Raw genomic sequence first — 12,708 nt, forward strand, 5'->3', positions numbered from 1 at the left:
CCGCCTTGCCCGGTTCACGGCGTTCGGCCGCAAGTGTGGCGTAGCGGAGGGTTCGTCCGGGCGGCTGACCTGTCCGCCGAACGTGTGGTTCTACGCCGGCCGGTGGGCGTCCAGGAATGCCTCCAGGCCCGCCAGGTCGTCGGTGTTCAGGTAGTCCACGCCGGCGGCGAGCAGTTCCGTCCACAGCGCGTCCCGCGCGGGGCCCGCCACGTCCGGGGTGGCCCAGAAGCGCACCTGTTGACCGCGCGCGTGGGCCGCCCGGACGATGCCGTGCAGCTTCTGCCGCTCCGCGTCGGGGAAGGGGCCGTCGCCGAGCCAGGTGAAGTTCAGCGTCCAGTTGTCGCTGATGAGCGAGATGAACGAGGCGGGCGCCGCGCTGCCGAGGTCGGCGAGCCGGCCGTCGTAGAAGGCGCGGCGCACGCTCTGCGCCTCCATGGGCGTGCGTGCGGCGCGGTCGCCGGAGATGACGGCGGTGACGGGGCCCGGGACGACGCGGCCGTGGGCGTAGGTCGTGAACAGGTGCTTGTAGCGCCGCAGGTGGCGGTCGAGTTCGAGGTACGTCGACGAGCCCTCGGTCTTGATGTCGATGAGCAGCTGGATCGGCTTGCGGTATCCCCGGTACACGGAACCGTGGTTGGCCTTGACGCGGGCGGCGAGCGGGTCGAGGTAGAGGGACTCGAGGGTACGGGTCGGGTCGAGTTCGGACGCCTCGTGGGCGACGAGCAGTTGGCCGCCAACAAGGAAGATGTCGGCCTCGACGCTGCCGAAGCGGTGGTCGAGGGCGTCGAAGAGGGGACGCCGATGTTCGTAGTCGTTGTGGGCGTGCGCCTGCCACAACGGGCGCGGGCCGTGCTTCCGTTCACCCGCCAGCGCGCGGGTGCCGGGCAGGGCGACGGTGCCCGCGAGGGCGGCGCCGAGGGTGGTGAGGGCTCTGCGACGGGTGGTGAGGGCCATGCTCTGCCTCCCTGACAGGGGCGTTCGGGCGTAGGGAACCGCTGCGAGTATGCGATTCCGAAGGACCGAAACAGCAGAGCTGAGCGGCGAGTTGGCCGGACTGCCGTCCTGTGTTCACTTCGTCGGTGCAGGGCACACGAAAAAGCCCGCCCCAGGTCGGGCGGGCTTTCCGTGTGCTTCGCTCAGGTGTACGTCAGGGGGCGCGCAGGTCGACGAGTTCGGCCAGTGCCTCTCGGTGGGCGCCTGCCGTGCCGTAGGCGATCGAGTCGGCCTTGGCCCGCTTCAGGTACAGATGGATCGGGTGCTCCCAGGTCATCCCGATACCGGCGTGCAGTTGCAGCGCCTCCTCAGCGGCGTGCACGGCGACGGGCGCCGCGTAGGCCTGGGCGACGGCCACGGCCACGTCGAGGTCCTCGTCGTCGTTCGCCAGCGCGTCCGCGGCGTTGCGGGCGGCGGCACGGAGGTTGACGACCTCGAGCCAGAGCTGGGCGAGCCGGTGCTTGAGCGCCTGGAAGCCGCCGACGGGCCGGTTGAACTGCTTGCGCTCCTTCAGATAGCGCACCGTCTCGGTCAACGCCCAGTCGGCCACGCCGAGTTGCTCGGAGGCGAGCAAGCCGGCCCCGGTGCGCAGCGCCCGTCGTACGGCGGGCTCGGCGTCGCCCAGCCGACGGCCCGGAGCGCCGTCGAGGGCCACCGTCGCCAGCGGTCGGGTCAGGTCGAAGGACGTCTGCGGGGTGATGGTCACCGCATCCCTGTCCACGGCGTACAGCCCGCCGTCGTCCGCCGGAACCAGCAGGACGTCCGCAACCGCCGCGTCCGCGATGCCGGTCAGTTCACCGTGCAGGGCGCCGTTTTCGAGTCGTACGGACGGGAAGGCGGCGCCCGGGGCGGTGTGCAGCCCGACGGCGAGGGCGCCGATGGTCCGCCCGGACGCCAGCTCGGCGAGCAGGTCGTCCGCCTCGCAGTCCAGCAGCGCCTCGGTGGCGACGACGGCGCTCGTCAGGTACGGCACCGGCGCCACCGCGCGGCCCAGTTCCTCCAGCACCACAGCGGCCTCGCGGTGCGTGGCGCCCTGGCCGCCCTGGGCCTCGGGCACCAGAAGGCCGGCGAGGCCCATGCCGTCGGTCAGCGCCTTCCAGGCCGCGCGGTCGTGCGGGGCGTCCGACTCGGCGCGGGCGATCACGCCCGGCGCGTCACAGTGGTCCGCGAGCAGATCGCGGACGGCGGCACGGAGGGCCTCTTCCTCCTCGGAGTAGAGCAGATCGGTCATCGGGCCAGGTCCTTCCACGCGACGTCCTTGTCGGTGCGCGGCTCGGACGGCAGGCCCAGGACGCGCTCGGCGACGATGTTCAGCAGGACCTCGGTGGTCCCGCCCTCGATGCTGTTGCCCTTGGAGCGGAGGTAGCGGTAGCCGGCGTCGCGGCCGGTGAAGTCCACCAGCTCGGGGCGGCGCATGGTCCAGTCGTCGTACAACAGGCCCTCCTCGCCGCGCAGTTCCACCTCCAGGCCGCTGATCTCCTGGTTGAGGCGGGCGAAGGCGAGCTTCATGCCGGCGCCCTCGGGGCCGGGCTGTCCGGCGACGAGCTGCTGGCGCAGGCGCTCGGCGGTGAGGCGGGAGACCTCGGCCTCCACCCACAGCTTGAGCAGCCGCTGGTGCAGGTCGTGGGTGCGCAGCTCCGGGCGTTCGCGCCAGGTCTTGGAGACCGGGCCGATCATGCCGCCCTCGCGGGGCAGCCGCATGCCGCCGATGGCGACGCGCTCGTTGTTCAGCGTGGTCTGCGCGACCCTCCAGCCGTCGCCGATCTCGCCGAGGCGACATGAATCCGGGATGCGGACGTCGGTCAGGAAGACCTCGTTGAACTCGGCCTCGCCGGTGATCTGGCGCAGCGGCCGGACCTCGACGCCGGGGTCGGTCATGTCGCAGAGGAAGTACGTGATGCCCGCGTGCTTGGGCACGGTCGGGTCGGTGCGGGCGATGAGGATGGCCCAGCGGGAGTTGTGCGCGCCGGACGTCCACACCTTCTGCCCGTTGACCACCCAGTCGTCGCCCTCACGGACGGCCCGCGTGCCGAGCGCGGCGAGGTCGGAGCCGGCGCCGGGCTCGCTGAACAGCTGGCACCAGACCTCCTCACCGGTCCACAGGGGCCGCAGAAAGCGCTGCTTCTGCTCCTCGGTGCCGTACTTGAGGATCGTCGGCGCGGCCATGCCGAGCCCGATGCCGTTGCGACGCGAGTCGTTGTCGGGCGCGCCGGCCGCCTCCAGCTCGGCGTCCACGACGGCCTGGAGGGAACGGGGCGCACCGAGGCCGCCGAGGCCCTCCGGGTAGTGCACCCAGGCCAGACCCGCGTCGAAGCGGGCGCGCAGGAAGTCCAGGCGGTCGGTGGTGGCCGGCGGGTGGGCGGCCAGCAGCTCCGCCGTACGGCGGCGCAGTTCGGCGGCGTCGATCATGCCGCTCCTCCTTCGGTGAGTCCCGGGATCACGGCGACGCGGCCCGTGGTGACGCCGTCGGCGACCCGCTGTACGGCGGCCGCGGCCCCGCCCAGCGGGACGCGCTCGCTCACCAGCGGCTTGATGGCGCCCCGGCCCGCCAGTTCGGTGAGCTGCTCGTGGCAGTGCTGGATCAGCTTCGGGTTCTTGGTGTTGTACAGGCCCCAGTGCAGGCCGAGGATCGAGTAGTTCTTCACCAGGGCGTGGTTGAGCGCCGGGCTGGGGATCGTGCCGCTGGCGAAGCCGACGACCACGATCCGGCCCTCGAAGGCGACGACCTTGGCGGACTGGGCGTAGGCCTCGCCGCCGACGGGGTCGTAGATGACGTCGGCGCCACGACCGCCGGTGGCCTCCTTGACGGCGGCGATGACGTCCTCGCCGCGCCGGTCGATGACGACGTCACAGCCCAGCTCCCGGGCCACGGCCGCCTTCTCGGCGCCGCCGACGACACCGATGACGGTGGCGCCGGCGGCCTTGCCGAGCTGCACGGCCGCGCTGCCGACCCCTCCTGCGGCAGCGTGGACGAGCAGGGTCTCCCCGGCCTCCAGACCGGCCCGGCGGTGCAGCCCGAACCAGCCGGTCTGGTATCCGATGTGCAGGGCGGCGGCTTCGGCGTCGTCCAGCGCCTCGGGCGCGGGCAGCAGGGCGGCGGCGTCCGCGACGGCGTACTCGGCGAAACCGCCGTACGGCAGCGCGGGGTTGGCGAGGACGCGGCGCCCGTCCTCGGTCTCGCCGCAGATCTCCACGCCCGGCGTGAACGGCAGCGGCGGCCTGACCTGGTACTGCCCCCGGCACAGCAGCGCGTCCGGGAAGTTGATGTTCGCGGCACGCACCTTCAGCAGGACCTGGCCGTCGCCGGGGGTGGGCGTCTCGACGTCCTCGAGGCGCATCACCTCGCTCGGCTCGCCGTTCTGGTGCACTTGCCATGCCTGCATGCGGGGCCTCCACGGACTGCGTCGTCTTGCCGGAGTCTGACCGGGGTCGAGTCGCATACTAAGCGGTCGCTTGCCAATCAGGGAACAGGTAGCCGCGGAACAGTAGCGGGCGTCACGACCACCGCGACTCACGACCGCCGGGGCTCACCGCCGCCGCGGCTCACGCCCGCCGGGGCTTCGCCCGTACGTGCATCCGCTCCCCCTGCGGCCCGAACAGGCTCAGGAACTCCGCCGGCCCCTCCCCCGTCGACCCGAACCAGTGCGGCACCCGCGTGTCGAACTCCGCCGCCTCCCCTGCGGTGAGCACCACGTCGTGCTCGCCCAGCACGACCCGCAGCCGCCCGGACAGCACGTACAGCCACTCGTAGCCCTCATGGGTGCGCGGCTCCGGCTCCTCCCTGCGCTGCGGTACCAGCACCTTGAAGGCCTGGAGGCCGCCGGGCTGCCGGGTGAGCGGCCAGTAGGTGCGTCCGTGCCGCTCGAGAGGCTTGGCCCGCACCCGAGGATCCCCCACCGGCGGCGTCCCGACCAGCTCGTCCAGCGGCACCTGGTGGGCCTGCGCGATCGGCAGCAGCAGCTCCAGGCTGGGCTTGCGCAGACCGGACTCCAGCCGGGACAGGGTGCTCACGGAGATGCCGGTCGTCTCGGACAGCGCCGCGAGGGTCACCTCCCGGTCCTTGCGCAGCCTCCTGAGCCGCGGTCCCACTTCGGCGAGAACATCGTCGGTACTCATGCCCATATTGCAGAATCGGCAAAGACGTTTGTCAATCCCGCGCCTCCGGAGCGACCGTCGTCGTGGAGGTGGTCACCATGACCGAGAAGCACACCGAGCAGTACGAGGTCGTAGTCGTCGGAGGCGGCGCGGCCGGCCTTTCCGCCGCGCTCGTCCTGGGCCGCGCGCGGCGCCGCACCCTGGTCGTCGACGCGGGTGAGCCACGCAACGCGCCCGCCGCCCATATGCAGGGCTATCTGTCCCGGGACGGCATGCCGCCCGCCGAGTTCCTGGCCGCCGGGCGCGAGGAGATCGCGCGGTACGGCGTCGAGCTGGTCCGGGACCGGGTGGTGGACGTCGAGCGCGGCGAGGGCTTCGCGGTCGCACTGGCCGGCGGCCGACACGTGCACGCCCGACGGCTCGTCATCGCCACCGGCCTCAAGGACGAGCTGCCGGACGTCCCCGGCGTCGCCGAGCGCTTCGGCAAGGACGTGCTGCACTGCCCGTACTGCCACGGCTGGGAGGTCCGCGACCAGGCCTTCGGCGTGCTGGCGACCACGCCGATGAGCGTGCACCAGGCGCTGATGGTGTCGCAGTGGTCGAAGGATGTGACGTTCTTCCTGCACGAGGTCGCCGACGAGGAGTTGTCGGACGACGATCTGCGCAGGCTCGCGGCGGCCGGGGTGAAGGTGGTGCCCGGTGAGGTGGCCGAGCTGGTCATCGAGGACGACCGGCTCACCGGCGTGCGGCTCGGGGACGGCACGGTGCACGCGCGTGAGGTGCTGTTCGTCGCGCCGCGCGCGGTGCCGCAGACCGATCTGCTGGAGCGCCTCGGCGCCGAGCTCCAGGAGACCCCCCTGGGCGCGTACCCGGTGGTCGACCCGACGGGGCTCACCTCCGTACCGGGCGTCTGGGCGGTCGGCAACGCGATGGGCTTCGCCGAGCAGGTCGTGAACGCGGCGGCGGGCGGCTACCGGGCGGGGGCCTTCATCAACGGGGAACTGCTGATGAGCGACCTCGACGCGGCCGTACAGGCATAGAACCACCGCCGTGGGGGTGTGGAGGACCCGCCTCCGTTGGACCATGGCTGCATGCTGCTGACCCGGCTGGCCCAGGTGTCCCAGGAAGTCGCCGCGACCTCGGCCCGCTCCCGGAAGATCGCTCTGCTGGCGGAACTCTTCCGGGACGCCGAGGCGGACGACGTGCCGATCGTCATCCCCTATCTGGCGGGACGCCTCCCGCAGGGGCGGCTCGGCATCGGCTGGAAGGTGCTGAGCCGCCCGGTCGCCCCGGCCGCCGAACCGTCGCTCACCGTGCGCGAGGTGGACGCCCGCCTCACGGAGCTCGGCAAGGTCTCCGGCACCGGCTCCCAGGCCGAACGTGCCCGCCTGGTCGGCGAGTTGATGGGCGCCGCCACACAGGACGAGCAGCGCTTCCTGATCGCGCTGATCACCGGCGAGGTGCGGCAGGGCGCGCTGGACGCCGTGGCGGTGGAGGGCCTGGCCCAGGCGACCGGGGCGCCGCCGGCGGACGTACGCCGGGCGGTGATGCTCGCCGGGTCGCTCCAGACGGTGGCCGAGGCCCTGCTCGCGGACGGACCCGCCGCTCTCGCCCGCTTCCGGCTCACCGTCGGCCGCCCGGTCCTGCCGATGCTGGCGCACACCGCCTCCTCGGTGGCCGAGGCGGTCGACAAGCTCGGCATGTGCGCGGTCGAGGAGAAGCTGGACGGCATCCGCGTCCAGGTGCACCGCGACGGCGACACCGTACGGATCTACACCCGCACCCTGGACGACATCACCGACCGCCTCCCCGAACTGACCTCAACCGCCCTGCAGTTGAGAGGCGAACGGTTCATCCTCGACGGCGAGGTCATCGCCTTCGACGCCGAGGGCCGCCCGCGCTCCTTCCAGGAGACCGCCGGCCGCGTCGGCTCCCGCGTGGACGTGGCGACGGCGGCCGAGGAGGTCCCCGTCTCCCCCGTCTTCTTCGACGCCCTGTCCGTCGACGACCGCGACCTGCTCGACCTGCCGTTCGCCGAGCGGCACGCGGAGCTCGCCCGGCTGGTCCCCGAGCCGATGCGGGTGCGCCGTACGCTCGTGCCCGGCCCCGAGGACCTCCCGCAGGCCGAGGAGTTCCTCGCCGAGACCCTGAAACGCGGCCACGAGGGCGTCGTCGTGAAGGCCCTCGACGCCCCCTACAGCGCGGGCCGGCGCGGTGCCTCCTGGCTGAAGGTCAAGCCCGTCCACACCCTCGACCTGGTGGTACTGGCCGCCGAATGGGGCCACGGCCGCCGGACGGGCAAGCTGTCCAACCTGCACCTGGGCGCCCGCACGGCGGACGGCGGCTTCGCGATGCTCGGCAAGACCTTCAAGGGCATGACCGACGCGATGCTGACCTGGCAGACCGAGCGGCTCCAGGAGCTGGCCGTCGAGGACAAGGGCTGGGTGGTGACCGTACGCCCCGAACTCGTCGTCGAGATCGCCTACGACGGCCTGCAGCGGTCCACCCGCTACCCGGCCGGCGTCACCCTCCGCTTCGCGCGCGTGGTCCGCTACCGCGAGGACAAACGGCCCGAGGAGGCCGACACGGTCGAGACCCTGCTCGCCGCCCACCCGGAGGTGAAGCCGTGACGACGTCGTCCGGCGCGAGGCGCAGCGCGGGCCTGCTGCTCTTCCGGCACACCGATGGCGGCCTGGAGGTGTTGCTCGGCCATATGGGCGGCCCGTTCTTCGCCAAGCGGGACGCCGGGGCGTGGACCGTCCCGAAGGGCGAGTACGAACCCGACGAGCCCGCCTGGGAAGCGGCCCGCCGCGAGTTCCAGGAGGAGCTGGGGCTACCGCCACCCGACGGGGAGGCCCTGCCGCTCGGCGAGGTCAAGCAGTCGGGCGGCAAGACCGTCACGGTCTGGGCGGTCGAGGCCGACCTCGACCCGGCGACGGTGGTCCCCGGCACGTTCCTGATGGAGTGGCCGCCGCGCTCGGGCCGGACGCAGGAGTTCCCGGAACTGGACCGCGTGGAGTGGCTCGGCCTCGACCGGGCGCGGGAGGTGATCGTCAAGGCCCAGGCCGCGTTTCTCGACCGGCTGGCGGAGCACTCGGCCTGAGCAGACGCACACGCGTTGCGGTACCCACCGCCGCGCGGGAAGGTCGAAGCATCAGTCCGCTCCCAGGAGGTCGGTCATGCCCATCGCAACGGTGAACCCGGCGAACGGCGAGACGCTCAAGACGTACGAGGCCATGGGCGCCGAGGAGATCGAGCGCAGGCTCCAGCTCGCCGAGGCCACGTTCCGCACGTACCGGGCGACCAGCTTCGTCGACCGCGGTCGTCTGCTGCTCCAGGCCGCGACGCTCCTGGAAGAGGACCAGCAGGACATCGCCCGGGTGATGACCACCGAGATGGGCAAGCCCATCAAGCAGGCCCGGGCGGAGGTCGCCAAGTGCGCCAAGGCGATGCGCTGGTACGCCGACCGCGCCGAGGAGCTGCTCGCCGACGAGGAGCCGGCCGAGTTCGACGTGAAGGACTCGGGCGCCTCGCGGGTGCGGGTGCGCTATCGCCCGCTGGGCCCGATCCTCGCCGTGATGCCGTGGAACTTCCCCCTCTGGCAGGTGGTCCGGTTCGCGGCGCCCGCGCTGATGGCGGGCAACGTGGGCCTGCTCAAGCACGCCTCGAACGTCCCCCAGACCGCCCTCTACCTCGAGGACCTGTTCCACCGCGCGGGCTACCCGAGGGCTGCTTCCAGACCCTGCTCATCGGCTCCGGACAGGTCGACGACGTCCTGCGCGACGAGCGTGTCAGGGCGGCGACCCTCACCGGGAGCGAGCCCGCAGGCCGGGCGGTCGCCTCCACCGCCGGGGAGATGGTCAAGAAGACGGTGCTGGAGCTGGGCGGCAGCGACCCGTACGTCGTCATGCCGTCGGCCGACCTCGACCGGGCCGCTCAGGTCGCGGTGACCGCGCGGGTGCAGAACACCGGGCAGTCGTGCATCGCCGCCAAGCGGTTCATCGTGCACACGGACGTCTACGACGCCTTCGCCGAGCGGTTCGTCGAGGGCATGAAGGCGCTGGTGGTCGGCGACCCGATGCAGGAGGAGACGGAGGTCGGCCCGCTGTCGAGCGAGAAGGGGCGGGACGATCTGGAGGAGCTCGTCGACGACGCCCGGCGCAGTGGAGCGGAGGTGCTGTGCGGCGGCCACCGGCTCCGCCGGCCCGAACTGCCCGGCTGGTACTACCCGCCGACCGTCCTCGCCGGCATCACCCGTGAGATGCGGATCCACCGGGAGGAGGCCTTCGGGCCGGTCGCCACGCTGTACCGGGCCGGTGACCTGGACGAGGCGGTGCTGATCGCCAACGACTCGCCGTTCGGGCTGAGTTCCAACGTGTGGACGCGGGACGAGGCCGAGGTCGACCGGTTCGTGCGGGATCTGGAGGCCGGCAGCGTGTACGTCAACGGGATGACGGCCTCCCATCCGGCGTTCCCGTTCGGCGGCGTGAAGCGGTCCGGGTACGGGCGTGAGCTGTCCGGGCACGGAATCCGCGAGTTCTGCAACATCACCACCGTTTGGCACGGTGCGTGAGCGCTGCGCGACTACGATCCCGGGTGTGAACCGCGAAGTTACTCTGCCGCTGATCGTCGATGACCGCGGGACCTTGCAGGTGGCTGCCGCCGATGTGAGCAAGCTGCTGCGCACCGTGGGTGGTCGGTGGCTGCACCTGGTCGAGGCCGGGGAGGACGGCCTCGATGAGGACACGGTGGCCGCGTTGACCATTGAGCTCGCGAAACTTGCCGATCGCATTGATGTGGCGTGCATCGCGCACAGCAGCGGAAGTACGCCGTAAGAGCAGCCAACCCAGGGGCGCGGGGAACTGCGCGACCAGCCACGACGCCGCCGCAGACCGCATCGCGCAGAAGCCCCCACGGCGCTACCGAATCGGCATCCCAGACAACGTACGGGCGATCACCAGCCGCTGAATCTCGCTCGTCCCCTCGAAGATCGTGTAGATGGCGCTGTCCCGGTGCATCCGCTCCACGGGGTACTCCCGCGTATAGCCGTTGCCCCCGAGGATCTGTATCGCCTGAGCCGTGACCTTCTTCGCCGTCTCGCTCGCGAACAGCTTCGACATCGACCCCTCGGCCGCCGTGAACGGCTTCCCGCTGATCGCCATCCAGGAAGCGCGCCACACCAGAAGCCGCGCCGCATCGATCTGCGTCCGCATGTCGGCCAGCTGGAAGGCCACACCCTGGTTGTCGATGATCGGCCGCCCGAACTGCTCACGCGTCGTGGCGTAGTCGAGGGCGACCTCATACGCGGCACGGGCCGTACCGACGGCCATCGCACCGACGGCCGGCCGCGAAGCCTCGAACGTGGCCATCGCCGCGTTCTTCACCCGCTCGCCGCCCGCCTTGGCCCGCTCACGGGCCCGCGCCAGCCTCTCGTCCAGCTTCTCCTTGCCGCCCAGCAGGCAGGAGCCCGGCACCCGCACGTTGTCCAGGATGACCTCGGCGGTGTGCGAGGCACGGATGCCGTGCTTCTTGAACTTCTGGCCCTGGGACAGCCCCGGCGTGTTCGGCGGGACGATGAAGGACGCGTGGCCCTTGGAGCCGAGCTCCGGGTCGACGACCGCGACGACCACGTGGACGTTGGCGATGCCGCCGTTGGTCGCCCAGGTCTTCGTGCCGTTGATCACCCACTCGTCCTTGGCCTCGTCGTACACGGCACGCGTCCGCATCGAGGCCACATCGGAGCCGGCGTCGGGCTCGGAGGAGCAGAACGCGGCGAGCTTGACGTCGCCTGCGTCGCCGTACATCTGGGGCACCCAGGTGCCGATCTGCTCCTCGGTGCCGTTGGCCAGGACGCCGACGGCGGCGAGGCCGGTGCCGACGATCGACAGGGCGATGCCCGCGTCGCCCCAGAACAGCTCCTCCATCGCCATGGGGATGCCGAGACCGGTCGGGTCGAAGTACTGCTGGGCATAGAAGTCGAGCGAGTAGATACCGACCTTCGCGGCCTCCTGGATGACCGGCCAGGGAGTCTCCTCACGCTCGTCCCATTCGGCGGCCGCGGGACGGATCACATCGGCGGCGAAGCCGTGGAGCCAGTCGCGGACCTCCTTCTGTTCGTCGTTGAGCTCCATGGTGAACTCGGCCATGTCCCCTCCAGCGGCGTACGTGCATGGCTACGTGCATGCTTGTTACTAGCGGTAACCCTAGTTTGTTACCCGTCGGTAGGTAAAGTCAACCGGCGATGACTCGTCGGTAGCCCGTTCGATGATGGGGCCTGGTTGAGTGTTAGTTTGCGCAGGCGTCATCGATTCAGCACGGGTGGGGAGAGCTCATGGACACCACACAGCGGACCGATCAGCAGCGGTCCGCCGACCGCCGTCGGCGCGAGCTGCTGGAGGCCGCCGACAGAGTGGTGCTGCGCGACGGCCCACAGGCCTCGATGAACGCGATCGCGGCGGAGGCGGGGATCACCAAGCCGATTCTGTACCGGCACTTCGGCGACAAGGGTGGGCTTTACGCGGCGTTGGCCAAGAGGCACACGGACGCTCTGCTGGATTCGCTGAGGGCGGCGTTGGATGCGCCTGCTGATCGGCGGGAGCGAGTCGAGGCCACGTTGGACACCTACCTCGCGGCGATCGAGGCACGGCCTCAGGTGTACCGGTTTCTGATGCATCCGGCGGAGGGGGGCCAGCCCGGGGACCAGGGGTTCGATGTCGGTAAGCACTCGGCGCCGTTGCTTCGCAGGATGGGTGAGGAACTGGCCACCGTCATCGAGGAACGGTTGGATCTCGGGCCCGGGAGTCAGCAGCTGGCTCGGGTGTGGGGGCACGGGATCGTCGGGATGATGCACGCGGCCGGGGACTGGTGGCTTGGTGAACGGCCTTGTTCCCGGGCCGAGTTGGTACGTAGTCTGGCCGATCTTTTGTGGGGACGGTTGGCTGCCGCCGGGGACAAGATGGGCGGTCCGGGGTTCTGACGGTCGCATTTCGGGTGGGGCTGGTCGCGCAGTTCCCCGCGCCCCTGACGGCATGCGCTCACCGGTGCCAAGAGGCTCGGGACACCTGTCGCATCAGGCGGCGGTGGCGCCAGCCTCGCACGCGGTCCGCGTACACCCGGCCCTCCAAGTGGTCGCACTCGTGCTGGAGGCAGCGGGCGAAGAAGCCGGTCCCATGCACCGTGATCGGCTCGCCCGTCATCGTGAAGCCCTCCACCACCGCGTGGTCGTAGCGCTCCGTCCCCGCCTCCAGGCCCGGCAGCGACAGGCAGCCCTCCGGTCCGCGGATCACCACCCCGTCCGTCTCCACCAACCGGGGATTCACCACATGCCCGAGGTGACGCACGTCCTCGTCGTCCGGGCAGTCGTAGACGAACACCCGCAAGGAATCCCCCACCTGGTTCGCCGCGAGGCCCACCCCCTGCGCCGCGTACATCGTCGCGAACAAGTCCTCCACCAGCGTCGCCAATTCGGGGCCGAAGTCGGTGACCTCCTTGCAGGGTGCCTCAAGCACCGGGTCGCCGAGCAGGGTGAGGGGTCGGATGCGCCCGTGCGCGCCCGGAATGGGGCCGTTCCGCATGGCCGCAAGGGTACGGCGATTCGGGAGTGCGAATGGATCTCGATAG

General features: G+C 71.2%; 12 protein-coding genes and 1 pseudogene. 6 read left to right on the top strand and 7 right to left on the bottom strand.

The window, feature by feature from the left end:
• Positions 1-90: 90 nt before the first annotated feature.
• The 5 genes from ACQEV2_RS05365 to ACQEV2_RS05385 form a co-directional block, all read right to left on the bottom strand.
• Positions 91-954 (bottom strand): phosphatidylinositol-specific phospholipase C/glycerophosphodiester phosphodiesterase family protein, encoded by an 864-nt coding sequence (locus tag ACQEV2_RS05365; RefSeq protein ID WP_433037054.1) that lies wholly within the window; start codon positions 952-954, stop codon positions 91-93.
• Positions 955-1,147: 193 nt separating this feature from the next.
• On the bottom strand, positions 1,148-2,224 hold the full coding sequence (locus tag ACQEV2_RS05370; protein ID WP_433037055.1) for an acyl-CoA dehydrogenase family protein: 1,077 nt from the start codon (positions 2,222-2,224) through the stop codon (positions 1,148-1,150).
• Complete coding sequence (locus ACQEV2_RS05375; protein ID WP_433037056.1) at positions 2,221-3,402, bottom strand: acyl-CoA dehydrogenase family protein; 1,182 nt, start codon at positions 3,400-3,402, stop codon at positions 2,221-2,223. The genes ACQEV2_RS05370 and ACQEV2_RS05375 overlap by 4 nt, the downstream gene beginning before the upstream one ends.
• Complete coding sequence (locus tag ACQEV2_RS05380) at positions 3,399-4,376, bottom strand: NADPH:quinone oxidoreductase family protein (RefSeq protein ID WP_433037058.1); 978 nt, start codon at positions 4,374-4,376, stop codon at positions 3,399-3,401. The genes ACQEV2_RS05375 and ACQEV2_RS05380 overlap by 4 nt, the downstream gene beginning before the upstream one ends.
• A 160-nt stretch (positions 4,377-4,536) precedes the next feature.
• Complete coding sequence (locus ACQEV2_RS05385; RefSeq protein ID WP_433037060.1) at positions 4,537-5,109, bottom strand: helix-turn-helix domain-containing protein; 573 nt, start codon at positions 5,107-5,109, stop codon at positions 4,537-4,539.
• A gap of 77 nt (positions 5,110-5,186) precedes the next feature.
• Between ACQEV2_RS05385 and ACQEV2_RS05390 the strand changes: the two genes are divergently transcribed.
• The 5 genes and pseudogenes from ACQEV2_RS05390 (at position 5,187) to ACQEV2_RS05410 (ending at position 9,923) form a co-directional block, all read left to right on the top strand.
• Positions 5,187-6,128, top strand: coding sequence for an NAD(P)/FAD-dependent oxidoreductase (locus ACQEV2_RS05390; RefSeq protein WP_433037062.1), 942 nt, complete (start codon positions 5,187-5,189; stop codon positions 6,126-6,128).
• Positions 6,129-6,179: 51 nt separating this feature from the next.
• On the top strand, positions 6,180-7,718 hold the full coding sequence (locus ACQEV2_RS05395) for an ATP-dependent DNA ligase (protein WP_433037064.1): 1,539 nt from the start codon (positions 6,180-6,182) through the stop codon (positions 7,716-7,718).
• Positions 7,715-8,191: an NUDIX domain-containing protein gene (locus ACQEV2_RS05400; RefSeq protein ID WP_433037066.1), complete on the top strand. Its 477-nt coding sequence runs from the start codon at positions 7,715-7,717 to the stop codon at positions 8,189-8,191. Before ACQEV2_RS05395 ends, ACQEV2_RS05400 begins: the two co-directional genes overlap by 4 nt.
• 76 nt (positions 8,192-8,267) lie before the next feature.
• Positions 8,268-9,661 (top strand): annotated as a pseudogene (locus ACQEV2_RS05405) (NADP-dependent succinic semialdehyde dehydrogenase).
• A gap of 25 nt (positions 9,662-9,686) precedes the next feature.
• The gene (locus ACQEV2_RS05410; protein ID WP_030041549.1) at positions 9,687-9,923 is read left to right on the top strand and encodes a DUF6213 family protein; all 237 of its coding nucleotides are present in this window, start codon (positions 9,687-9,689) and stop codon (positions 9,921-9,923) included.
• Between the two features lie 84 nt (positions 9,924-10,007).
• Here ACQEV2_RS05410 and ACQEV2_RS05415 read toward each other — a convergent pair whose 3' ends face one another.
• The gene (locus tag ACQEV2_RS05415) at positions 10,008-11,234 is read right to left on the bottom strand and encodes an acyl-CoA dehydrogenase family protein (RefSeq protein WP_433037068.1); all 1,227 of its coding nucleotides are present in this window, start codon (positions 11,232-11,234) and stop codon (positions 10,008-10,010) included.
• 185 nt (positions 11,235-11,419) lie between these two features.
• Between ACQEV2_RS05415 and ACQEV2_RS05420 the strand changes: the two genes are divergently transcribed.
• Positions 11,420-12,064 (top strand): TetR family transcriptional regulator, encoded by a 645-nt coding sequence (locus tag ACQEV2_RS05420; RefSeq protein ID WP_433037070.1) that lies wholly within the window; start codon positions 11,420-11,422, stop codon positions 12,062-12,064.
• Between the two features lie 58 nt (positions 12,065-12,122).
• On the opposite strand, the gene def is transcribed toward ACQEV2_RS05420, so the two are convergent.
• On the bottom strand, positions 12,123-12,662 hold the full coding sequence (gene def / locus ACQEV2_RS05425) for a peptide deformylase (RefSeq protein WP_433037072.1): 540 nt from the start codon (positions 12,660-12,662) through the stop codon (positions 12,123-12,125).
• Between the last annotated feature and the right edge of the window lie 46 nt (positions 12,663-12,708).

The organism is Streptomyces sp. CA-251387, assembly GCF_050936625.1.
Classification (GTDB): Bacteria; Actinomycetota; Actinomycetes; order Streptomycetales; family Streptomycetaceae; genus Streptomyces.